Below are 23,207 nucleotides of genomic sequence, written 5' to 3'. Positions count from 1 at the left end.
GCGGCTGGCATCCCGGCGTTCGTGCTCCATACTAGATGCATGCGCGCGCCCACGCCGCCCCACGCCTCGTCGGTGACCATCGCCCTGCCGGCCTGGGTCGGGTCGACGGTCGACTGGAAGCGAAAGTACACGTCGGATGAGGAGAAGATGCGCCTCGCCGTGGTCCTGTCGCGCGTCAATGTCGAACGCGACACCGGCGGCCCGTTTGGCGCGGCGGTTTTCGAACTTGGCACGGGCCGCCTTGTCGCCGTCGGCGTCAACAGTGTCGTGCGGCTCAATAGTTCGGCGTTGCATGCCGAGGTCGTCGCGCTCATGCTCGCGGAGCAGGAGCGCCACTCGTTCACGCTCTCGGCGCCCGGGCTCCCACGCCACGAACTCGTGACCTCCTGCGAGCCGTGTGCGATGTGCCTTGGCGCCACACTGTGGAGCGGCGTGAAGCGACTGGTCTGCGGCGCGACGCGAGACGACGCGATGCAGCTGGGATTCGACGAAGGGCCTGTCTTTCCCGCCTCGTACGACTATCTCGCCCACGCCGGGGTGGAAATCGTGCGCGAGGTTGGGCGCGAGGATGCCCGGGGCGTGCTGGCGCTCTATCACCGTCGCTCGGGACCCATCTACAATCCGTAGGGTGGCGCTGGCCGCAGCCGATCTTGCCGGCGGCGTCACCCGCGCGACACCAGCACGTGCGTCGCGCGTTCGCCGGCGACGCTCTGGGTCACCCGGTATCCGAGGCGCGGTAGGTCGAGGCCCGCGAACAACGCTTCGCCGGCGCCGATCAGCAGCGGTGAAATTGCCAGATGCATGCTGTCCACCAGACCGGCCTGCAGGCACTGACGGATGGTCGAGGTGCCGCCGCCGATGCGCACGTCGCGGCTGCCGGCCGCCTCGCGCGCGCGCGCGAGCGCGGCGTCCAGTCCCTCCGTGACGAAGTGGAAGACCGTGCCGCCTTTCATTTCGAGTGGCGCCCGCGCGTGGTGCGTGAGCACGAAGACCGGCGTGTGGTACGGCGGCTCGTCGCCCCACCACCCCTTCCACGAGTCGTCCGGCCAGGGACCGCGCACGGGGCCGAACATGTTGCGTCCCAGCACCCACGCGCCAATCCCTTCAAATCCGTGCGCTACGTAACGGTCGTCGGTCCCGGTTTCACCGCCCTCGGCGCCGAGTACCACCCGCTGGAAGGTCCGGGTGGCGAAGACCCAGTCGTGGGTGGGCATGAAGCCGACACCTTGCGGGTTCTCGAGGCTTTGATGAGGGCCGGCACCGAAGCCGTCGATCGAAATGCTGAAGCACTCCACGCGCAGTTTGGGCATGCGTGATCTCGGGGGGCTGAGATGAATGGGGTGTGCCGTCGGAAAGTCGCCGAACCGACGGGCGAGGTGACGACCTGTCCTAACGTGGGTGCGTTTCCGGCCCTCGCGCAAGCAGGTCCAGGTACGCCCCCTCGATCAATTGCGCCGACGTGACGCCGAGCTGCGCCATGATCTCGTGGGCCGTGCGCACGCCGGCTTCCAGCGACTCGTCGTCGTCGAGCACCACCTCGAGTTCCAGGAAATCCCCAAGCGTCGCCACGCGATCCAGGTGGATCCGCGTCTTTCCGGCCAGGTAGAGCGTGCGGTGTTTCACGACGCGGCCGCGCGCTCCGTACGCGCACAGCAGCACCTCGCGCAATGCCTCGGCGTTGTCCGTGCGCGAGATCAGGTAGAACGACTCCTTGGGTCCGCCCTGATCCGCGCGCTGGTAGAAGATCAGTTCACCCGTTCCATCCGCGAACTGCCGCAGCTTCAGGCGCCCCGTGTCGCAGGGAAAGAACGTGTCATCCTGCCGGATCTCGACAGGTCCGGTGTCCGCGATCGCTGCGGCACGTGCCGTCAGCGCGTCCACACTCGCAATGCGGGCCTTGATCTCGACGTTTCGTGGCATGGCGTGAAGTGTGCTTCCTCGGTCCGGCGTCGCGCAATGCAGAGCCGGCTCCCCTGAGCCGCAGTGGAGCGGCAGGGCGCTACGGCTTGTCGTAGCGCATGACCATCAGCGCGCCTTCATCGCTGAGCAACGCGCGCCGCGTTGAGTCCGCCAGGATTGCCTCGAAGCTCATCCGCGTGCCGTCCACCTGCATCCAACGGCGCACCGGCCGAATGCCGTGACTGTAGTCCACGTACCAGTCCACATGCCCGGCGTACACCGGCTGGATCGGCTCGCCATTCAGGTAGTGCCAGCCGTAGATCGCGACGCGATTTGATCGATCGAGCAACCGGTTCGAGACGACCACGTCTTTCTTGATGCCGGCCACGAACGCACCGCGCGGCTGACCGGCCAGTTGTTCCTGGATGATGCGGTGGTGCTGCAGGAAGGTGAGCGCCGAGTCGCGGTCCTGCGTGAGCGGACGCGGGTCGACGTGCACGGTTGCGGCGGCCCAGATGTCATTCACCATCTTGCGCGTCGGCAGCACGAAACCAAACGCATCGCAGAAGGCCTGTGCCGTGTAGGGCGTCATCGGCATGCGCACGAAGTCACTGTCCGACCCGATCGCCAGGTAGTCGGGCATCACGGTGTAGGTCACCGTGTGCTTCACGCTGTCGGGGCCGACCGCGCTCGCTTCCACGGTTCGCAGCGCCCGCAGGAACGAGGGGATGTTGCCGGCGAAGAGCTCGCGGCGCACCGCCGCTTCCCGGTCGTCCTGCGGTGCGTGCGCAATGGAGGCGATGAAGGCGCTGCCCGACAGGGCGCTGCGGCCCCGCGCCGGAATCTCCGGCGGAGTTGCCGGGGGAATCGATACCGCCCCCTCGATGAATGGCGTGTAGACGCGCTCTGCCCGGAGCACGGTCGGCGCGCGATCGTAGCCCGTTCGACCGGTCAGCATCGCGTGCAGGTAGCCATTCATGTCGCCGATCATCGCCGTGTGCAGGATCGCGTTTCCTGGATTCGGATGGCGCAGGAACTCCAGTTGCGGCGCCCGGTCGCGGAGGAACGGCCCGAGGGTGTCGTGCCCAAGACTGACCGATCTCGACCAGTAGTCGATCATTCGCTGGGTGGCGCGCCAGGTGCCGCCGGAGTCGGTGACCACCTTCTTGCCGTCCAGCACGATCTCCCGGTCATCGTAGGCCAGCACCACCAGCCGGTTGCCCGGACGGCGCCCCAACCACGCCTTCAGCTTGTCGCCATGGGCGGGCGTGAAATTGTAGTTCGCGTCGAGAAACGCCACTCGCGTCAGCCAGCTCGGCAGCGAATCCTGGCCCTCGATGAACCCGAAGATGAAGGATCCGCCGCCGCTGTGTCCCGTGAGCGTCACGGAAACCTGCGATGGGTCACCGACAGCGGCACGAAGCTGGTCCACGATCTCGACGATGCGCCGGTTCGCGCGGTCGTAGCCGAGCTTGGCCCGCCAAGCCGGCCAGCTCTTGCCGTCGGCTTCCAGGTATGCGACAACCGCCTGCCGCACGCCGCGCGCGCGCAGGGCGCGCGTTTGCGCGGCGATGTGCTGGATGTCAAACCGCCACCCTGCGCCGTCCGACATCGTCCGGCCCATCGTCTCGATCGTCGAGTTGCCGTTCGGCAATCCATAGAGAATCAGTTCGACGGGCTGCTGCGCATCGACGTGCGCGGGCGCGACCAACGTGGCCGTGACGCCCGGGTAGAGCTCAAGCGCGTGAATGCGCTCCGGCGCGCCGGACAGCGCTGGAAATCCGGGCCGCGTCGTTTCGACGCGATGCGCCGTGCACGCGGCCAGTACAATGGCAACGCCAACGGGCGCCCAGCGGGCACCCATGCGCGCCATCAGGTGCCGCGCGTGGCCGTGCGCCACGCCCAGATGGCCAGGGCCGACGCGAGCAGGAACGCGCACCACGACGCCCAGACAGGAACTGCGACGTCCGCCACTTGCACTGGCAATTGCATTACGGCGCGCACCAGCTGGGCAATGGCGATGAAGCCAAGGAAGGTCCCCGAAACCTGCACGTAACGACGCATGGCATTTCTCCGTTGGTCGGTTCCATCCGCAGCGCCGCTCCGGCGCCCGTCGCCGTGCTAGCGCGTCAGGATCACGCCCTGGGCGGGATCAGCCTTGGCGAAGGGCGCGCCGTCCGGATCGAGGAACAGGATGACCCGCCTGCGCCCCTGGACCATGGCATCCGCGCGCGCATACTGCTGCGCAAAGGCGAGCTGGCCGGCGCGCTGCTGCGGGAACGTCGCGGCGGACACGCGCACCGACAGTTCGCCGTTGCGCAACTCGACCGTCGCATTCGCGTCGGCAGTCTTCAGGAAGGCGGTCGCTTCGTTGAGCGACATTGGCGCTTCGATGAGGTTCGGCACGGCAACGCCGGTCGGAATCGTCCGCTCACGAACCGCGAGGTAGTAGCCCACGGTGAACAGCGCCAGGACACCGATCACCCCCCAGCGCACCGCGCGCGAGCGCAGCAGGACCGCCACCGCAGGCGTCCGCCGCGGTGCGCTGGAGTGTGCACTGCCGTCGGTCGGATACGGCGTCTGGCAGAACGCGCATACCCGGATGTTGTTGCTTTCCTTCCCGCACTTTGGGCACCGCATCGCCATAAGGATCACGTTCGAGACAAGATGTTGCAACTTTCCGCGGCGGTGCGCCGCGCGCGCCGCTTCCTCCTAACAACTATGACGAACGAGGCGCGTCCCTGGAACGGGTCAAACCATCTGTTCGCGGGCGCTGTCAGACACCAGGCGCCCAGAGCCCCCGTCATCTGTTGCCAGACGGAGTCCAGCAGCGCCGGATTGCTGATGACAATCTGTCCCATGGCCCCCAGCCCCCCGACCGATGACGACGTATCAAATCGCCCTGTCTGTCCACCTCCTCGCGCTGCTGGCGGCGACCGCCGCATCCGCCATCGTGCATTTCGCCGCCGGGCGCCGCACGGTCACGCCCTCGCTGCGCGAAGCGCTCGAATGGGGCAAGGTGATGAGCGCCGCCTCCCGCACCTTTCCCGTTGCCGTCATCACCCTCGTCGCCACCGGCCTCTACATGGTTGCGGGCCGCTGGCAGTGGCAGGCGGGCTGGGTTGCGGCGGGAATGGCGGGCGCGCTGACGCTGCTCGCGAGCGGTGCCGTGATCGGTGTGCGAAGCGCCGCCGCGGCGCGCGCCAGTCTTCAGCGCCTGGCGCGCGCCGGGCATGACCTGCCCAACGATGCGCCGCCCGACCGCGTCGCCGCGCTGCTCTCGGAGGCGAACACGGGGATCGCGCTGGCCGTGGTCCTGGTGATGACCCTCAAGACCGGACTCATCGCGTCGCTTGCGGTCCTGGCAGTCGGCGCCGCGGCCGGGGCGTACCGCGCGCTTAGCCGCGGATTCGGGCACAGCGCCTTGGCGGGCACGGCGGAGGTTGAGACGGCCTGACGGCGCGCCGCGACGCCGATGCGGTCGGCGCCCGCTAGATTTCTCTGGCACTATGTGCGCGCCGGATCGCATCCTCGTCGTGGCGGCCACGCCTCGCGAACTCGCCGAGTCTCATGGCTGGTCCACTGCCCTCTGCGGCGTGGGCCCCGTTGACGCGGCCGCGGCCGTGGCGGCCGCCATCGCGCGGCATCGGCCGGCGGCCATTCTCCACGTCGGGATCGCCGGCGCCCGTCGCCACGCATTGCTCGTGCCGCCCGCGCTGGTCATTGGTGACGACGCGCTGTATTGCGACCTCGAGGTTCCCGAACGTCTCGCACCGAAGCGTGTCCATCCGGCGCCGATGCTCCTGGACGCCGCGCGTCATGCGGTGCCCGAAGCCGTCGTTCGCACCATCGGCACCAGTGCGCGCGTTGGCGGCTCGACCGACTGTGATGTCGAGACCATGGAAGGGTTCAGTGTATTGCGCGCGGCCGAGTTGGCGGGGGTTCCCGCCCTCGAGGTGCGTGCCATCGCGAACGCCATCGAGGAGCGCGATCGAGCCAACTGGCGCTTCGATGAGGCCTTCGCCGCCATTATCGCCGTCACGCCACGCCTCGTGGCCGAGTTCGCCCGATGCGTACCCTGACCTTCGGCTACTCACCCTGCCCGAACGACACGTTCGCCTTCCATGCCATCACGCATGGACTGGTGGACGCGCCGTTCCGCATCGAGCCGGTCCTGCTCGATATCGAGGAGCTCAACCGGCGTGCGCATCACGGCGCGCTTGACCTCACGAAGCTCAGTGTTGGCGCATTCGCCGCGGTTGGCAATCGCTATCGCCTGCTGCGCAGCGGGGCGGCATTGGGTCACGGCGTTGGGCCGCTGGTTGTCGCCCGAACGCCGCGAACGCTCGCCGATGCGATTCGCGGACGGCTCGCGATTCCGGGGCGTGAAACCACGGCATTCCGGCTGCTTCGACTCGCCGCACCCGGCCTTGGCGATGTGGTCGAACTCCGATACGACCGGATCCTGCGCGCCGTCGAGACCGGCGAAGTCGATGCCGGGCTCATCATCCACGAATCACGCTTCACCTACGCCGACCACGGCCTGGTGAAGGTGGCCGATCTCGGCGAATGGTGGGAGCGCGAGACCGGGCTTCCGGTCCCGCTCGCCGGCATCTGCGCCCGCGCCGACCTCGACGCAGAAACGGCGTCGCAGGCCGAGCGTGCGTTGCGTGCCTCGGTCCAGTACGCGTTCGACCATCCTGAGGCGTCGCGCGCCTACGTGCGCGCGCACTCGCAGGAAATGTCCGACATGGTGTGCGATGCGCACATCAAGCTCTACGTCAATGAGTTGAGTCTCGACGTCGGCGATGACGGGCTGCGGGCCATTGCCCGGCTGGTCGCCGAGCCATAGGCCGGCTGAGGCGCGCCGCACACATCCGTTCACTGGTAACACGGATACCGCTTATCGACTTGCGCAACGGCGCATGCAGCCATCGCGCGCCGGCGCGCCGTGCCCTGTACGCGGATTGTCGGAGGTAATGGAAGCAGTTTGAAGAAATTCCCCGACATTTGTCCGGCCGCGTTGGCGTAGGTTGGAAAGGGCCAGCAAATGCTGGTCTTTCGTCGCCTAGGAGATATCGCCGTGACTATCCATACCGACGCGCAGGAGAATGGCGGAGTTGCCACCCTGCCCGAACCGCACAACCACAAAGGCGCACACGTCAACGTCCAGACGGTCGTGGAAGGCAAGCGTGGAGCCGACATTCTGCATGATCCCCTGCTGAACAAGGGAACCAGCTTCAGTGAGGCCGAGCGGGACGCGCTGGGACTGCGCGGCTTGCTGCCGGCGAAGGTCACGACACTCGACCAGCAGGTCGACAAGATTCTCAGCAACATTCGCCGCAAGGCGACGGACCTCGACCGGTACACCTACCTCGTCTCGCTCCAGGAGCGCAACACCACGCTGTTCTATCGCGTGGTGATCGACAATCTCTCGGAGTTGATGCCGATCATCTACACGCCGACGGTCGGTCTCGCCTGCCAGAAGTACGCGCTGATCTTCCGCCGGCCGCAGGGGCTCTTCATCACCAGCCAGGACCGCGGCCGGATGAGGGATCTCATGAGGAACTGGCCGCATCAGGACGTGCGCATGATCGTCGTCACCGACGGCGAGCGCATCCTCGGCCTCGGCGATCTCGGATCGTGCGGCATGGGCATCCCCGTGGGCAAGCTCTCGCTCTACACCGCCTGCGCCGGCCTCCCGCCGGAACAGTGCCTGCCCATCATGCTCGACGTCGGCACCAACAATCAGGCGCTGCGCGACGACCCGCTGTACATCGGCCTGGCGCAGGAGCGCCTGCGCGGCCCGGCCTACGACGAACTGGTCGAGGAGTTCGTGACCGCGGCGCACGATGTCTTCCCCAAGGCGTGCATCCAGTTCGAGGATTTCGGCAACACCAACGCCTTCCGGATGCTGCACAAGTATCGCAACCGCGTCTGCACGTTCAACGACGACATTCAGGGCACGGCCGGCGTGACGCTGTCGGGGCTGTACTCCTCGCTGCGCATCACCGGTGGCAAGCTCGCCGACAAGAAGTTCCTGTTCCTCGGCGCCGGCGAGGCCGGCGTGGGCATCTGCGACCTCATCGTGCAGGCGCTCGTTGCCGAGGGGCTCAGCGAGGCCGCGGCGCGCGAGAAGTGCTGGCTGGTGGATTCGCACGGCCTGGTGACCAGGAGCCGGACTGACCTCGCCGAGCACAAGCTGCCGTACGCACACGATCACGCGCCGGTGCCGAACCTGCTGGCCGCGGTCGAGGCACTCAAGCCGACGGCGCTCATCGGTGTCTCGGGCCAGCCCCAGGCGTTCACGGAAGAGGTGGTGAAGGCGATGGGTCGCATCAACAAGCGACCGGTCATCTTCGCGCTTTCCAACCCGACGTCGAAGGCCGAGTGCACGGCCGAGCAGGCGTACACGTGGACCGACGGCCGCGCGATCTTCGCGAGCGGCAGCCCGTTCCCGCCCTTCACGCTGAACGGCAAGACGCACGTCTCCGGCCAAGGCAACAATTCCTATATCTTCCCGGGCGTCGGCCTTGGCGTAATTGCAAGCCAGTCCACGCGCGTCACGGATGAGATGTTCTTCGTCGCCGCCAAGGCATTGGCATCACTGGTGACGGAGAAAGACCTCGCCTCGGGCAGCGTCTATCCGGATCTGCAGCGCATCCGCGAGGTGTCGGTGAAGATCGCGGCCGCCGTGGCCGAGGTGGCCTTCACGCGGAAGCTGACCAGCATGCCGCACCCAAAGAACATGGAAGACTACGTGCGGGGACACATGTACGAGCCGACGTACGAGACGTACGTGTAGGCACCGCATGGCGCGGAACTGGAAGGGGCGCCCGGCCTGTTGCCGGGTGCCCCTTTCGCTTTCTTGGCTCGTTTGCTATGCCGCAGAGTCTAACATACGAGACCGACTCGTCACGAATTATTCCCCAACGCATCTTCGGTCAGCCCATCGGCTTTGCCGCGGTGAAGAGCACCGCCTTGACGCCGAAGGCTTCCGCCGAGTTCTGCGTGGTCGACTTCCTGAACCGGAAGTTCGGCACCACGATGGAGCGGACCCGGCTGAAGCCGGATTCCTCGATGAGACGAAACATCTCTCCTTCCAGGAGAGCGCCTCCAATTCAACTCGCCCACAACTTCGGGTCATTGACGATTGACTGTGACAGCTGCTTGGCGCTGACGATGTCGGTGATCGACAACCGTCCCCCTGGTCGCAGCACCCGGAAGAGCTCCTCGATCACCTTTCGCTTGCGGAACGAGAGGTTGACCACCCCGTTCGAGATCACGACGTCCACGGACCCGTCGGGCAGCGGGATGTTCTCCATCTGCCCCTGATGGCACTGCAACGTTGATCCGGAGGCTGCGGCATGCGCCTGCGCCTTCAGACACATCGTCGGGTTGAGGTCGACGCCAATGACCTTGCCCGTCGGACCGCTGCTCCACGACGCGATGATCGCGTCCAATCCGGCCCCGCTGCCGAGGTCGAGGACCGTCTCGCCCGCGCGGATCGCGCTGCGCAGATGCGGGTTGCCGACGCCGGCAAATGACGCGACGGCGCCCGGTGGGGCGCGGTCGAGCCATCTGGGTTCGTAGCCGAACAGTTCGGCCGCCTCACGTCCGTGATAGAAGTGGTACTCGCCCTCCGGGCGATCGGCCACTTCCTGATACATGCGGATGATCTCGTCCTTCAGCACCGTCTCAAGCGGTGCTTGCGCCTGCGCGTCGTCTGGCATGGGGGGCTCCGCGAACTCGGTGTCGCCGATGGTGCATGCACCGGCGTCGGCTCTGTCACGGCGTCTTGCCTTTCCACCATAGAGTCTCCCCGCGAAATCGGCAACACGCTTCGTGCGACCTGCGCCGGCCTGCCGTGACCGATCGTGGCGAATCCGCCTGCGGCGCGCCATGCTTGAGCCGTCGCGCGCAGCATTCTCCTCACAGGTTGACCACATGTCCAAGGTCGTGCGTCGTTCGGGCTGGCGTGTCTGGCGCCTTGCCGTGCTGGCGACCGGCGTTGCCGTGACCGCGGCGGTCCGGTTGCCGATGTCACGGCAGTCCCCGCAGCTGCCCTTTGTCGCGGTGCAGGCCGACCTGTTCAGCGTTCCCAATTCGTTCGCCAATGCCTGGGGCGACTTCGACAACGACGCCGATCTCGATCTCGCGGTGTCGCTCGGCAGCGGCGAAGTGCGGCTGTACCGGAACGACCAGGGCGTGCTGGTCAGCGTCGGCGCGCAGATGGGCATGCCGCAGCCCGGCAGCCACGAGCTGCGCGGCCTCAGCTGGGGAGACTTCGATGGCGACGGCTTCATCGACCTGCTCGGCGGCGCAACGTCGAAGGAGAAGCTGACTGTCGTTTTGCACAATGAAGGAGGCACCCGATTCCGCGACGTCGCCGCCAGCATCGGGCTCACCATCCCCAATCGCTCGGCCCGCCAGACGAATTGGATTGACTACGACAACGACGGCGACCTCGACGTCTACGCCACGGATCGCGCGGGCGACAACCGCCTGTTCCGTAATGATGGCGGCCGGTTTTCACCGGTCTTCGTCGGCGTCGGACCCACGGACAGCCGCCCCACCGTGGGCGCCTGCTGGTTCGACATCGATCGCGACGGGGATCTTGATCTGTTCCTCGCCAATCAGTCCGGCGCCACGGATGCGTTGTGGCGCAACGATGGCGGCAAGTTCACCGATGTGGCGCCCGCGCTTGGCATGACCGGCCCTCCGCGCACCACGGCGGAAGGCGGCGTCGGCTGCGCCGTCGGCGATTACGACAACGACGGCGACTTCGACCTCTTCGTGCCCAACTACGGGCGCAGTCAGCTGTATCGCAACAACGGCGACGGCACGTTCACCGAAGTCGGTCAGGCGCTGCGCGTTGGCGTGGAGAGCCACGCGGTCGGCGCCGACTGGGGGGATTTCGACAACGATGGCGACCTCGACTTGTCGGTCATCTCCTACGAGGGACCGCCCGGCGCGCAGACGCCGGCGAACGCGTTGCTCCGTAATGATGGCGCGGCGGGCTTCGTGAACCTGCTTTCGAAGGACAGCCCGTTGAACAAGGCGGATCATGGCGTGCAGTTCGTCGACTACGACAACGACGGCGGGCTCGACCTCACGGTGACCGACGGCTACGGCCCGGTGGGCGGCCATTTCATCTTCCGCAACATCCTGCCGGATGCCGCGAAACGGCACAGCCTGAGCGTCCTCGTGCTCGATGCGCAGGGACACCAGACGCGATTCGGCGCGGAGGTACGGTTGTTCGATCGCGGCGGACGGCTGCTCGCCTCGCGCCAGGTCGTGACCGGCGGCGGTTACAACACGCAGCGCGCCGCTCCCGTGCACTTCGGACTGGCCACGCTCGAGCGCGTGACCGTGGAGGTGACGTTCATGAGTTCGCGCGGCCGCAAGACGCAGACCATCAGGAATGTGAACCCAACGGATTACTACGGTCGGCACCTGGTGATCCGCGAGCGCCGTTGACGCGCGCTCGCGGGTTGGCAGCCGTTGCCGCCGATGGCAGATTCCCCGCTTGCCCATACTGCCCGGAGTTCTCTCGATGAAGAGCCGTCGCCTTGGTGCCCTGCTGTTCGCCGTCGCCATTCCCGCCGCCGCTCAGGATGCAAAGCCGGTCTATACTCCCGGCGCACTCACCCCCCAGCAGGAGTTCACGCGCGGCATCTACAAGGAACTGGTGGAGATCAACACTGGCGTCACGACCGGCAACATCACCACCGCCGCGCAGGCCATGGCCCGGCGATTTCGCGAGGTGGGCATCCCCGATGCCGACATCTTCGTGGGCGGCCCGCGTCCCGAGAAGCACAACGTGGTGGCCCGCATTCGCGGGCGGCGCGGCGCCGAGGCTGGCAAGCCGCTGCTCCTGCTTGCGCATATCGACGTGGTCGAGGCGCTCAAGGCCGACTGGTCGCCCGACCTCGACCCCTTTGTCTTCACCGAGCGTGACGGCTACTACTACGGGCGCGGCACGGCCGACGACAAGGCGATGGCGTCGATCTTCGTGGCCAACGTCTTCCGGATGAAGCAGGAGGGCTGGATTCCCGACCGCGACGTCATCATCGCGCTCACCGCGGATGAAGAAAGTGGTCCGGCCAATGGTGTCGACTGGCTGGTGAAGAACCATCCCGAGCTGGTGGATGCGGGGCTGGTGATCAACGAGGGCGGTGGCGGCACGCTTCGTGACGGCCGGCCGCTGTTCAACGGCATCGGCGCGGCGGAGAAGGTGACCACCAACCTCACGCTGCGCGCCACCAATCGGGGCGGGCACTCGTCGGTGCCGCGTGATGACAACGCCATCACCGCCCTCGCCGACGCGCTGTCCAAGGTAGGACGCTACAAGTTCCCCATCCAGTTCAACGACGTCACGCGCACCTTCTTCACCCGCACCGCCGACCTCGAGGCGCCCGCCATGGGGAAGGCGATGAAGGCGCTGGTCAAGAATCCGGCCGATGCCGCAGCCCTCAAGGTCGTGGCCGCCGACCCGCGCTACAACTCGATGCTCCGCACCACCTGCGTGGCCACGGGGCTCACGGGCGGGCACGCGACCAACGCCCTGCCGCAGCTGGCCGAGGCGAACATCAACTGTCGCCTGTATCCCACCGATTCGCCGGACTCGGTGCGGGTCGCGTTCGAGCGTCTCATCGCCGACACGACGGTGCACGTGATCATCCGGTCGCAGCGTCCGCCGACGCCGATTCTTGGCATCCCGGCCGAGTTGCTCCAGCCAGTCACGCGACTCACCAAGGAGATGTTCGGTGACATTCCCGTGATTCCGGTGATGGGAACCGGCGCCACGGATTCGCGGTTCTTCCGCGCCCGCGGCGTGCCGGCCTTCGGCGTGTCGGGACTCTTCAGCGATCCGACCGTCGATGCGCGAGCCCATGGGCGCGACGAGCGCATGTCGGTGAAGAGCTACTTCGAGGGCCAGGAGTTCCTGTACCGGCTCACCAGGGAGCTCGCGACCGTGCGCGTGACGCCTTAGCGACGCGAGGCGGGAGCTGGCGGCGGCCGCGGGGCAACCCGCGCCGCAGCCGGCGTCAGCCCCCGCGGCCGATCACGTCGAACACCATGAGTGTCGGCTCGGCCAGTGCCTCACGGAAGATCTGCACGCCACGCGGCGTCTCGCCCGAGGCGCGCATCGCATCCAGCGCCGCGCGGCTCTCCCAGACCGTGATGATGCGCCACATGGTCGGGACTTTGGTGCTCCGCACGCAGAACGTCTGAAGGATGCCGGGGTCGAGCGTCTTGACCGCTTCCTGAAAGGCGGCCTCGAGCCGCTCCGACTGCGCCGGCGACACCTGCGCTTGGAGAATCGTCATCACCATGGCCCATGCCCTCCGTCTCCGTCGCGCTTCGCCAACCGCACGGCCGCACGCGGCATCGCGTCGGACCCAGCGCCCACTAGTCCACGATGAACAGCCTCGCTCCCTGCGGCGCCTCGCTGCGGTGCGCCTCCGCGCCGTCCGCCACCTCGTAGCTCATGCCCGGCGAGAGCACCAGCACGCGCCCATCCCTGAGGCGCGTGTGCAACTCACCTGCCACGCACAGCAGGATGTGCCCCTTCTCGCACCAGTGATCCGCGACGTACCCCGGTGAATACTCGACCATCCGCACGCGAATGCTGCCGTGCTGCTTCGTGCGCCAGGTCGCGACACCAGCGTCCCCCGGATGGTCGGTCCCGGGGACGCTGGTCCAGTCGGTCACCTGGAACGGAATCTCCTGCATCTGCATGCTCACTCCTCGATCTTGTAGATCTCCCGCTTCCCGCGTTCGACGAGGTCATGATACCCCTTCATGATTTCCTCGAACTGCTTCAGGTCCTCGGGCGATCCCTGGGGCGCGCTCATCATCTGCTCGAACGCCTGCAGGCTCTCCACCTCCATCTCCGACACCAGCGTCCAGTAACGCTCGGCGCAGAAGTCGGTCAGGATGCGCATCCGCGGGAATCCCACCTTCTTGCCGAGGGCGTTCATCGCCTTGAACTTCTCGACGAGCGGCCGGACCTTGCCCGGCCGGCAGTACATGATGTCGCGCACGACGTACATGGAGCACCTCCTTGGAAACGGGGGGCAACGTGAATCGTCGCGGGACCCCGCGCGACTCACACGACCGCCGGTGTCACCTGGGCCATCCGGCCCGCGGCAGCGCCGGCGTGATCTTCAGCGCATTCTGGTAGTACACCTTCTTGAGCACGCTGTCCGGCAGGTCGATGCCGTACAGCTTCCAGAAGGCGTGGTAGTGCCGATAGTAGTCGAAGTACTCGTCCCGGGTCTCGAACACGCGCCAGTAGTACGGATACTCCTCGGGCTGGTACGAGTCCTTGCCGAACAGCAGGCGGTCCTGGTACTTCACGAAGAAGTCGTGCGCGCCGCGCGGCTGCCGCCCGATGTCATAGAGCACCGCCCCCACTTCAGCGTAGACGTTGGGCATGGCGTCGAACATCCGGCCCAGTCGCGCCAGGTCGTTGGCGTGCCAGCCCATATGCGCGGCGACGAAAGTCGTCCTGGGGTGCCGCTTGAAGAGGTTGTCGCGCTCCGTCATCAGCTGCTCGAATGACGGGTACTGATCCTTCGGATACCGGCGGCCGGGGAAAAGCGCGAGTTCGAGCCACCGTTCGTTCCGGTAGTCGATGTCGTCCCAGAATTCCTGGGGATCGGCGGTGTGGATGAAGACGGGGATCCGCAGGCGGGCGGCCGCCTCCCATACCGGATCAAGGTCGGGATCGTCGATGCGCAGGCGCGAGCCGTCGGCCTTCTTGTACGAGAGGCCCAGCCCCTTGCCGATCTCGCCGACGCCCACGGCCCCCGCGGCGATGTCGGCCTCCAGTTGCGCCACGGCGCGGTCGCCCCAGCCGGGTCCCACGTTCCGAAAATCGATGCCCGTGAGGATGCGCACCCGGTCCTTCATCATGGGCGACGCCGCCACCAGCGCGCTCTGTCGCTTGAGCGCGTCGCCGCTGGTGTTGTTCGCCGTCAGCATCAAGCCAATGTTCAGCGCATCCATCTCCGCGCCCATCGCCTCGAGCGCGGTCGCGTCCTGCATCTGCGACGTGGGATGCCCGTGAAAGTCGATCACCGGATACTTCGCCCTCGGCACCACGTGCTCGGCCGTCACGAGCGTCGAGCGCGGCCGATAGTCGAGAATGCTCGGCGCTGCCATCTCCGGCGCTCGGCAACTGCGCGGACGCACTTCGGTCATGCCCGCCGGACATGCCTCGCCATCCCTGATGATCGTTCCGCCTCGCGCTCCGGGCGGGCCGCCCCCGGCAGCTCCTCCCTGCGCGCCCGCCACGGAGACAACGAGTCCCAGCAGGGCGATCGTCCTGCGCATCATCACCATACTCGCTATTGAAGGAACGCCGCGCGTTCAGCGCGGCCAGAGCCAGCCCATCGTTCCCGCGGTCACACAGGCGTAGAGCAGTCCGTCGATGGTCGCCGTGAACGTCGCGCGGAACGAACGCCAGTACCAGATGTGCTGCTGCCAGAGCCCCAACGCGTAGCCGCAGAAGGCGGTCGCGCCGGCGAAGCGGAAGACGGACAGGTAGTGCGCCCCCGCCGGCAGTGCACGGCCGGCGACATACGCGGCGAACACGCTGACCACCAGGGCGTAGAGGAACCACAGCGTGAGCTGGCGTCCCATCCCCATCTCCCCGTTCGGACGCACGGTGAGAATGCCCACCGGCCCACGGTCGATCTTGGCCTTGAACTCCGGCGTGTTCATCTCGGCCATGCTCCCGGCCCGCGGCACCATGTACTCGCCGGGCGGGATGTTCAGCGGTCCGACGGCTGAACGGAACGCCTCTTCATTGGGCAGCTGCGGATACTCGCCCTTGTGCCAGGGAGTGAGCATGTGGATCACCGAACTCACGACAAACACGAAGACGGCGGACAGCAGGATCGGGAGCCACAACGCGGTCAAACCGGTCATAAACACCTCCGGTCAGGGGGACACCACGCCGCCGACGCCAGCCGGTGTCGGCAGTCGAATGCATCAGGAGAAGCTATGCCTTTCGGGTCGCGTCTGACAACAGCGGGCGGTGAGCACCGGCGGACTCACGGTCCGGCCCGCTCCTCGCTGATCCCAATCAGATGCCGTTCCGGATCGCGCACGAAGAACATCCAGAGTTCCGTCGTCCCCATCTTGCCCACGAGATGCGGTGTGTCCTCGAGCGTCGCGCCACGGGCGGCGAGCGCCGTGTACGACTCGTCGATGTTCGCGACCTTGAAATAGAGCACCGACGCCGGATGGTCATGCTCCGGCTGTTCCGGAGCGGTCATCATGAGGCGTACGTCGCCCATCGCGAAGAAGACCAGGCCGTTGGTCTCGAAGATCAGCGGCAGGCCCAGAACGTCGCGGTACCAGGCCATGGCCCGCGGTACATCATGGAAGGTGACGGCAACTTGCGCGAGCGGTCCGAGCATGGGGGGCACCTCGGGTTGAGGCCGACAGAACGGCCAGCGCCGTCGTTGCTGCGCTGGCCGTCCCTAGTTCTAATGCAACCTCCTGTCCGCCGCCATTGGCGCCATCCGGCGCGCCGCCGGCGGCGTCATGGCCTACGGCAGCGGGAAGCCTCCCTTGATCCCCGTGATCAACTTCGAGACGTCCACGTTGGGATTGTTGACGCGCTCGATGTCCGGCAACGGCATGCAGACGGTGTTGCCGTACACGCCGCCCAGCCGGAAGGCGCTGCCCGGCGCCGGCACCAGCGGCAGGTTCAGCCGCTCGACGTCGAACATGCGCAGCCCTTCGACGAACAGCACGCGCTGCCGCTCGCTCGCGATCAGCGCGGTGATGGACGCCGCATCCGTCGCGCCGGTGTACGGCTTCAGGTTCACCGTCGCCCGCAGCGTGTTGATGATGTTCACGGCGTTCGCGCCACCCTGTGCCTCGGCGAGGATCAGCTGCGCCTCCTCGTACCGGGTGATGGACTGCGGTATGCCCTGCCCCGCCGTGAGCGTCGCGCCGTAGTACTTCGTCGGCACGAACTTGTCGGTGAAGCCATCCGACGCCTTGCCCGACAGCTGCTGCGTCGCCGACCGCGGGTCCGTCTCACCCTGCTCCGTCTTCAGCATCCGCGCCGTCGGTTCCACCGACGTGTTCGTGTTCTGCACGATCGCCTGATACACGTGGCTGTAGCGCCGTGGATTGTTGGCATCCATTGCCGCGTTGAAGACGAAGCCCTTCGGCACCAGGGCCGCATCGGCCGCCGCGCCGGCCAGGTTGTGCTGGTACAGGCGCACCCGCGCCCGTCCCGCATACGCGGCATTCAGGTAGGTCGTCAGCGAGGCCACCCCCGACGCCGCGGTGATGGCATCACTGAACCGCTTCTCGGCCAGCGCGAACATCCCCTTCTGGTCCACGAGCGGGCCAAGGTCGAAGGCCGCCTGGCACATTGCCATGCCGAGCGCCGCGTAGCTGAAGCCGGCGTAGACGTTCGCCTGCACCAGCAGCGTCACGCGGTTGGTGACCTGCGCGTCGGTCCACCCGGCAAGCCGGGTGACGGCCTGGTCGGCTCCCCAGCGCGCCGTGGACATCGGCGTGTAGATCGCCTGCGTCCCCGTGCAGCCGGCGGTGCCGTAGCTCCCCGACGTGAAGCCATCGTCACGCCGGTCGAGCTGCCAGTTGGCGGCCGTGAGCGTGGCATCCTGCAGCTCGTCCGACTGGATGCCGGTCGAGACCACGTAACCACCCCACGCGCATTCAAAGTCGCCAATGACGCTGTTCACCATCAGCGCGGCATTGGCGGGGTTCTCAAACACGGTGACCGGCACGCTGTTCGGCGCTTTCACGTCGAGCATCCGCCCCGTGTCACAGGCGATGACGACAGCAGCGGCGGAGAGCACCGCGATGCTCCGCCAGAGCACGGCAGCCGGACGTTCCGCGCGCCGCACATTCCGAGGCTTGGTATTGGTATTGGTCATGGTCGCCTCAGTACGAAAGCCGAATGGTGAGGAGCGCCGACGCGAGCGTGGGATACTCGGCCTGGCTGAGCGCGATGCTGCCGCTCTGGCCACCCAGGCTGTTCTCCGGATCGAGCCCCTTGTACGTCGTCCACGTATGCAGGTTGCGGAGCGTGAACGTGGCGTTCAGGCCGCTCGAACCCAGGTACTTGCGCGCCAGTCGATCGGGCGCGTCATACGTCAGCGACACCTCACGCAGCTTCCAGAAGTTGGCGTCCTTGATGAAGTAATCGCGCAGCGTGCCCGAGTTCTGCACGACGGCGACGACTTCCGGCGCGAACTTGTCCGGCCACACCGCCTCGGGACAGGTGGCGTTCAACTGGCACCGGATGCGCAGGTTGTTGTCGAGCTTGCGGAATCCCGTCTGGAAATCCGTCAGCACGTGCAGCTTGAACATGCGGTAGCGGAAGGTGTTCGCCACCGAGCCTTCCGTCGTCGGAATCGAGTGCCCCATGTACAGCAGCGGGGCCTGCACGCTCGTCGACCCCGGGATGAAGCACGGCATCACCCCGCCCTTGCCGTCCGCGCACATGGGGTTCGTCGCCTTGCGCGTCGCCGGATCGTACGTGGCGCTGACGATCTCGTACGTGAAGAGATCGAACGGCGAATAGCCGATCTTGTGCGCCACCGGCGGGGCGGTGCCGATCACGATCATCGTGTCGCCCTTCAGGCCGCTGAGCTTGATGATCTCGCTCTTGTGCCCGCCGATGTTGAACTGCACGTCCCAGCCATAGTGCTGTTCATTGAACACCTGTCCCTTCAGCGACAGCTCGACGCCGTGCTTGTTGATCTGGCCGGCATTGGTGAACTGCGAGCTGCCACCAAATCCGGTGGACGGGGCCACCGATCGCGACAGGATCGCGTCGTGCGACACGTCGCTGTAATACGTGAAATCGATGCCGATCCGGTCCTTCCACAGGCCGGCCTCGAAGCCGAGTTCCAGGCCCATCACGCGCTCGGGCTTCAGGTTCTCGTTGCCGAACGTCCCCGGCGTGAGCACCGTGGCCGATCCGGGTCCCGCCACCGGCGTCAGGGTGCGCAGCGCCGTGTTGACGCCCGGCTGCTGGCCCGAACCGCCGTAGGCCAGGCGGAAGCGCAGGTCTTCGATCACCTTCGGGATGAAGGCGCGGGCCGCGGGCTCCTCGCTCGCCACCCACGAGACGCTGAACTTGGGATACTGCACCCAGCTCGCCTCGCTGCCGAACGCGCTGTTGTTGTCCACGCGGAGCGCGGCGCCGACAAACAGCCGGTCATTCAGGGCCAGGTCTTCCTGGCCGTAGAAGCCCAGCGTGTTGTTCGCCGTCGAGTTCGAGGTGGGCGATCCCTTCACGCCCGTCGCCGTGATCGTCGACAGTCCCGGGGTCGGGAACTTCGTCCCGGACGCCGAGACGCTCACGCCCTGGTTCGTGTAGTACTGCATGCCCACGCTCGTCTTCGAGCGCAGCGCGGGCCGGATCTGGTGCTGGATGGAGCTCGAGAAATCGTACGTGTTGTACGTCGTCTGCTGGTTCGTGATCGACCGCGAGCCGTCGAATCCCGAGCCCATGAAGAAGACGATGACGGAGTCCGTCTGGTAGGGGGTGTAGCCGTTGATATCCTCGAGCGTGTAGTCCGTGCCGATGAGCAGGCGATTGGACAGCCACTTGAACGGCTCGTACTTGAGGTTCAGGCTCCCCGTGAAGCGCCGCAGGTCCTGCCACGAGAGCGTCGCGTTGTACACCTCGGGCGGGCTCGTGTAGGCGCCGCGCGACCAGCCGCAGCCCCGTGTCGTGTTGTTCGTGTACTGGCAGTACTTCAGCGTGCGCGTCGGGCGCGAGTACTCGGACGCCCAGAGCACGCCGCCGCACGACCCTTCGCACGCCAGGTTCGTGTGGCTCGTGACGTAGCCCACGCTCGACTCGAGCGAGAACTGGTTGTTGGGCACGACGCTCAGGTTGGTGCGCACGCTCTTCGACGTGCGCGAGTTCTGCGTCGTGATGCCCTCCGCCGCGCTCACGTCGCCGGCGGCATAGTACCGGTACGTCCCCGTGCCGCCGCTGACGCTCGCCGAGTAGGATGAGTTCGGCGCGTTCTTGAACAGGGGCGTGCCGCGGGCGGCTTCGGTGGTCGGCAGGTGCGTCGACCAGACGGTCGAGTCCGCCGGATTGTACCAGTAGTTGACCGGAATGCGGTTCTGCGAGTCGTCAAACCACGCGTTGCCCTGCTTGATGGTGAACGTGTAGCGCGTGCCGCCCGAGGCGCCGCGCTTGGTGATGATGTTGATGACGCCGCGCGCCGCCTCGGTGCCGTAGAGGGTTGCCGCGGCCGGCCCCTTCAGCACCTCAATGCTCTCGATCTGCTCGGGGTCGAAGTCGTTCATGCGCGCCACGCCGTTGGTCAGCGCGTTGTCCACGCGCACGCCGTCCACATACACCAGCGGCGTGCTCGACAGCGAGAACGTGCCGATGCCGCGGATGCGCACCTGCGCGCCCGCGCCCACCTGCCCCGACGTCTGGATGACCGTCACGCCCGGGGCGCGCCCGTTGAGCAGCGCCTCGACCGTCGGAATGGCCGCCGACTGCACGACGTCGGCCACCTTCACGGGCGAGACCGCCGTGCCGAGCTCGCGTTTCTGCGCGCCGCCGGCCGTCCCGGTGACGACCATGGCGTTCAGCTCGAGCGCGCGTTCCTGCATGGCCACGCGCAGGTTCGTCGTGCCCACGCGCACCTGCTGCGTGACCTGGCGGTAACCAATGGCGCGCACGTTCAGCGTCACGGTGGTACCGGTCAGTCCGACGATGCGGAAGCGACCGTTGGCGTCCGCGACCGCCCCCTTGCCGGCCTGCTCGGCGATGGCGACTTGAGCACCGACCAGCGGTCGCTGTGAACCTTCCACCACGACGGTGCCCGATACGATGTTCTCCTGCGCGCGCAGTGCAGCAGGAAGCGCGAACAAGAGAAGGAGTGCGACTGCACCCAGCTTCCGCTTCATGAGATTCCCTCCGGCGGCTGGCGGACAAGGGGGGCGCGAACCGACACGACGTCCGGCGTATCTCCGACTTATCGAATCGACGTCCCCCGGTGGCGCTCCGCTAGAGTCCGCGCCGCGCGCCGCGACGACAGATGTTTGCGATACCGTCGCGTTTTGCTTGACAGCACTCTGGTGGAACGGGATGTTCGCTGGATGATCCGACGCCTACTCCCTCTCGGCGCACTCGTGCTCGGCGCCGCCTGTCACCCGGCGCCTTCGGGCGCGCCGTCGCCCGTCTACACGCGCGCGGTCCTCCAGCACAGCATCGACTCGCTGGTCGCCGACCCGATGTTTCACAACTCGCACCTCGGCCTGCTCATCGTCGAGCCGGTCTCGGGGGACACCCTCTACTCGCACAACGCCGGCAAGCTGTTCATGCCCGCGTCCAACATGAAGCTGACGTCCGGCTCCACGGCGCTCGTGCAGCTCGGTGCGAACTACCGCTTCACGACGGGGTTTCTCTCGTCCGCGCCAGTGGTGGACGGCGTGCTGCGCGGCGATCTGGTGGTGGCGGGACGCGGCGACCCGACCGTGAGTGACGCGCTGCAGGGCGGCGATGCGATGAAGCCGCTGCGCGCGGCGGCCGAGTCGCTCTACGCGCGCGGGATCCGCGAAATCGCGGGCTCCATCGTCAAGGGCGGCAATGCCTTCCCGGACACCACCATCGGCGACTGGGACTGGGGCAACCTCGAAACCACCTCTGGGGCGGCCATCGATGAGTTGATGTTCAACGAAGGCGTGGCGCGCATCACGGTCTATGGCGGCGACAGGCCTGGCGATCCGGTGCGTGTCGTGACGGCGCCCGCCCGCACCGCGCCGCGCGTCGAAGCCGAGATGGTCACCACCGACCCGTCCACCGTTCCCGCGTCCGCAGCCCGGCCGGGAGCGCCGGCGGCGGGCGGACGCCTCGCCGCGTCGCGCAGCGGCATGGCGCGCGGCGTCACCGACCTGCGCGGCGCCGTCCCCGTCGTGCGGCTGCGCGGCTGGGTGGCGCCGCAGGACAGCGTGCGCGCCACCGTGGCCATTCGCGAGCCGGCCAGCGCCTGGCTGCAGGCGTTCGCCGAGGCGCTCGCCGACCGCGGCATCACCGTGCGCGGGCCTATCGTGCGCACTCCCGATGCCACGCTCGACGGACTGACGCCCCTGTTCACCATGGCCTCCGCGCCGCTGAGCGAGGTGTTGCCGCGCTTCCTCAAGCCGTCGCAGAACCAGATCGGCGAGATCCTGCTGCGCACCCTGGCGCTCGAGAAGACCGGCGTCGGCAGCGTGGACAGCGGGCGGCGCGTCATCGAGCGGCAGATGGCCGAGTTCGGCGCCGATTCCACGATGGTCGTCGTGCGCGACGGCAGCGGCCTGTCGCGGCATGACTACGTGACGCCCGCGTCGATCGTGAAGATCCTCGACGGCATGCGCAAGCGCGACGACTTCAAGATCTTCTACGACGCGCTCCCCATCGGCGGCGTGGACGGCACGATCGCCAACCGGATGCGCAACACCCCGGCGCAGGGGAACGTGCACGCGAAGACCGGCACGGTCGACCGCTCGCACTCACTCTCCGGCTACGTCACCACGGCCGACGGCAAGCTCCTGCTCTTCTCGTTCCAGCACAACAACTACACGACCAGCAACCAGCAGGTCGAGCGCGTGCAGGACTGGATCGCGGCGCAGTTGGCCGGCCATCCCTTCCTCGTGCGCTAGCGACGAATCACCGCTTCTTCGCCGAGTCCACGATCGCCCGGATGCGTGCCACGAGCGTCGGCACGTGATAGGGCACGCCGCCGGCGATCGTCCACTCGAGACCGGCGCGCACCTCCTTGCCGTCCTTCAACTGCACCTGGTTGGTCGGATACAGCGTCTTGATGTCCTCGAGCGGATTGCCGTCCACGACCAGCAGGTCCGCCGCGAAGCCGGTGCGTACGCGCCCGATCTCGTTCTCCTTGCCGAGGATCTTCGCGTTGTTGCCGGTGCAGTGCTGGATGACCTTCAGCGGCTGGAAGCCTGCCTCCTCGTGGAGTTCCATCTCGCGGATGAGACCGTAGCCGTACATCTCGTAGATGAAGCCCGCGTCGTCCCCGCAGCCCACCACGCCACCCTTGCGCTCGAAATCGCGCAACGCCGCCATCCAGATGCGGTAGTTCTCCTTCCAGTAGACCTCGTCGGTGGAACTCCAGCCGATGAAGTAGGAGCCGTGGTTGGCCGGATCCGGCTTGAAGTAGTTGGCCAGCGACGGGTGCAGCATGTCCCTGAACCACGGCTGGTTCTGCGCGCGTTGCAGGTCGCGGCTCGCCTCGTAGATGTCGAGCGTCGGCACCCACGCCACGTGC

General features: G+C 67.0%; 24 protein-coding genes. 8 read left to right on the top strand and 16 right to left on the bottom strand.

Translation table 11 applies throughout. The features are described 5' to 3' along the window. The first annotated feature begins 39 nt into the window (after window positions 1–39). A complete protein-coding gene (locus VGJ96_14235) occupies window positions 40–627 on the top strand; it encodes a nucleoside deaminase (GenBank protein HEY3288274.1) in 588 nt (195 codons plus the stop codon). A gap of 35 nt (window positions 628–662) precedes the next feature. Here the strand turns inward: VGJ96_14235 and VGJ96_14230 are convergent, their stop codons facing one another. From VGJ96_14230 to VGJ96_14210, 5 genes are all read right to left on the bottom strand, one after another. After that, window positions 663–1,310, bottom strand: coding sequence for a dihydrofolate reductase family protein (locus tag VGJ96_14230; GenBank protein HEY3288273.1), 648 nt, complete (start codon window positions 1,308–1,310; stop codon window positions 663–665). Window positions 1,311–1,389: 79 nt separating this feature from the next. Beyond that, window positions 1,390–1,920, bottom strand: coding sequence for a class IV adenylate cyclase (locus tag VGJ96_14225; protein ID HEY3288272.1), 531 nt, complete (start codon window positions 1,918–1,920; stop codon window positions 1,390–1,392). Window positions 1,921–1,999: 79 nt separating this feature from the next. Then, a complete protein-coding gene (locus VGJ96_14220; GenBank protein ID HEY3288271.1) occupies window positions 2,000–3,799 on the bottom strand; it encodes a hypothetical protein in 1,800 nt (599 codons plus the stop codon). Then, window positions 3,772–3,963 (bottom strand): hypothetical protein, encoded by a 192-nt coding sequence (locus tag VGJ96_14215; GenBank protein ID HEY3288270.1) that lies wholly within the window; start codon window positions 3,961–3,963, stop codon window positions 3,772–3,774. Before VGJ96_14215 ends, VGJ96_14220 begins: the two co-directional genes overlap by 28 nt. A 57-nt stretch (window positions 3,964–4,020) precedes the next feature. Then, a complete protein-coding gene (locus VGJ96_14210; GenBank protein HEY3288269.1) occupies window positions 4,021–4,422 on the bottom strand; it encodes a hypothetical protein in 402 nt (133 codons plus the stop codon). A 358-nt stretch (window positions 4,423–4,780) separates the two neighbouring features. On the opposite strand from VGJ96_14210, the gene VGJ96_14205 reads away from it, so the two are divergent. From VGJ96_14205 to VGJ96_14190, 4 genes are all read left to right on the top strand, one after another. Next, window positions 4,781–5,356: a hypothetical protein gene (locus VGJ96_14205; protein ID HEY3288268.1), complete on the top strand. Its 576-nt coding sequence runs from the start codon at window positions 4,781–4,783 to the stop codon at window positions 5,354–5,356. A 52-nt stretch (window positions 5,357–5,408) separates the two neighbouring features. Beyond that, complete coding sequence (locus VGJ96_14200) at window positions 5,409–5,981, top strand: hypothetical protein (GenBank protein HEY3288267.1); 573 nt, start codon at window positions 5,409–5,411, stop codon at window positions 5,979–5,981. After that, a complete protein-coding gene (locus tag VGJ96_14195) occupies window positions 5,969–6,751 on the top strand; it encodes a 1,4-dihydroxy-6-naphthoate synthase (protein HEY3288266.1) in 783 nt (260 codons plus the stop codon). The genes VGJ96_14200 and VGJ96_14195 overlap by 13 nt, the downstream gene beginning before the upstream one ends. 231 nt (window positions 6,752–6,982) lie before the next feature. Next, window positions 6,983–8,704, top strand: a complete 1,722-nt coding sequence (locus VGJ96_14190; GenBank protein HEY3288265.1) for an NAD-dependent malic enzyme — start codon at window positions 6,983–6,985, stop codon at window positions 8,702–8,704. Between the two features lie 139 nt (window positions 8,705–8,843). Here the strand turns inward: VGJ96_14190 and VGJ96_14185 are convergent, their stop codons facing one another. Both VGJ96_14185 and VGJ96_14180 read right to left on the bottom strand, forming a co-directional pair. Then, complete coding sequence (locus VGJ96_14185) at window positions 8,844–8,993, bottom strand: hypothetical protein (GenBank protein HEY3288264.1); 150 nt, start codon at window positions 8,991–8,993, stop codon at window positions 8,844–8,846. Window positions 8,994–9,020: 27 nt separating this feature from the next. Then, window positions 9,021–9,632 (bottom strand): methyltransferase domain-containing protein, encoded by a 612-nt coding sequence (locus VGJ96_14180; protein HEY3288263.1) that lies wholly within the window; start codon window positions 9,630–9,632, stop codon window positions 9,021–9,023. 214 nt (window positions 9,633–9,846) lie between these two features. Here VGJ96_14180 and VGJ96_14175 point away from each other — a divergent pair, with 214 nt between their 5' ends. Together VGJ96_14175 and VGJ96_14170 are read left to right on the top strand one after the other, a co-directional pair. Further along, complete coding sequence (locus tag VGJ96_14175) at window positions 9,847–11,379, top strand: CRTAC1 family protein (protein HEY3288262.1); 1,533 nt, start codon at window positions 9,847–9,849, stop codon at window positions 11,377–11,379. Between the two features lie 76 nt (window positions 11,380–11,455). Beyond that, window positions 11,456–12,895, top strand: coding sequence for a M20/M25/M40 family metallo-hydrolase (locus VGJ96_14170; GenBank protein HEY3288261.1), 1,440 nt, complete (start codon window positions 11,456–11,458; stop codon window positions 12,893–12,895). Window positions 12,896–12,950: 55 nt separating this feature from the next. Here the strand turns inward: VGJ96_14170 and VGJ96_14165 are convergent, their stop codons facing one another. The 8 genes from VGJ96_14165 to VGJ96_14130 form a co-directional block, all read right to left on the bottom strand. Then, complete coding sequence (locus VGJ96_14165) at window positions 12,951–13,232, bottom strand: antibiotic biosynthesis monooxygenase family protein (protein ID HEY3288260.1); 282 nt, start codon at window positions 13,230–13,232, stop codon at window positions 12,951–12,953. 82 nt (window positions 13,233–13,314) lie between these two features. Then, a complete protein-coding gene (locus VGJ96_14160; GenBank protein ID HEY3288259.1) occupies window positions 13,315–13,644 on the bottom strand; it encodes a DHCW motif cupin fold protein in 330 nt (109 codons plus the stop codon). A gap of 2 nt (window positions 13,645–13,646) precedes the next feature. Next, window positions 13,647–13,958, bottom strand: coding sequence for a hypothetical protein (locus tag VGJ96_14155; protein HEY3288258.1), 312 nt, complete (start codon window positions 13,956–13,958; stop codon window positions 13,647–13,649). Between the two features lie 73 nt (window positions 13,959–14,031). Beyond that, the gene (locus tag VGJ96_14150; GenBank protein ID HEY3288257.1) at window positions 14,032–15,072 is read right to left on the bottom strand and encodes an amidohydrolase family protein; all 1,041 of its coding nucleotides are present in this window, start codon (window positions 15,070–15,072) and stop codon (window positions 14,032–14,034) included. A 207-nt stretch (window positions 15,073–15,279) separates the two neighbouring features. Continuing rightward, on the bottom strand, window positions 15,280–15,840 hold the full coding sequence (locus tag VGJ96_14145) for a hypothetical protein (protein HEY3288256.1): 561 nt from the start codon (window positions 15,838–15,840) through the stop codon (window positions 15,280–15,282). Between the two features lie 125 nt (window positions 15,841–15,965). Next, a complete protein-coding gene (locus VGJ96_14140) occupies window positions 15,966–16,334 on the bottom strand; it encodes a VOC family protein (protein ID HEY3288255.1) in 369 nt (122 codons plus the stop codon). A 132-nt stretch (window positions 16,335–16,466) separates the two neighbouring features. Next, entirely contained in the window at window positions 16,467–17,834 is a 1,368-nt protein-coding gene (locus VGJ96_14135; protein HEY3288254.1) for a RagB/SusD family nutrient uptake outer membrane protein, read from the bottom strand. Between the two features lie 7 nt (window positions 17,835–17,841). Further along, window positions 17,842–20,844 (bottom strand): SusC/RagA family TonB-linked outer membrane protein, encoded by a 3,003-nt coding sequence (locus tag VGJ96_14130; protein ID HEY3288253.1) that lies wholly within the window; start codon window positions 20,842–20,844, stop codon window positions 17,842–17,844. Between the two features lie 192 nt (window positions 20,845–21,036). On the opposite strand from VGJ96_14130, the gene dacB reads away from it, so the two are divergent. Further along, window positions 21,037–22,581, top strand: coding sequence for a D-alanyl-D-alanine carboxypeptidase/D-alanyl-D-alanine-endopeptidase (dacB, locus tag VGJ96_14125; GenBank protein ID HEY3288252.1), 1,545 nt, complete (start codon window positions 21,037–21,039; stop codon window positions 22,579–22,581). A gap of 7 nt (window positions 22,582–22,588) precedes the next feature. Here the strand turns inward: dacB and VGJ96_14120 are convergent. Then, window positions 22,589–23,207: amidohydrolase family protein (locus tag VGJ96_14120; GenBank protein ID HEY3288251.1), on the bottom strand; the 619-nt coding region annotated here is incomplete at its 5' end.

The sequence above is a fragment of the Gemmatimonadaceae bacterium genome (assembly GCA_036504815.1).
In the GTDB taxonomy this organism is placed as follows: domain Bacteria; phylum Gemmatimonadota; class Gemmatimonadetes; order Gemmatimonadales; family Gemmatimonadaceae; genus PNKL01.
This window is presented reverse-complemented; position numbering and strand designations above follow the sequence as displayed.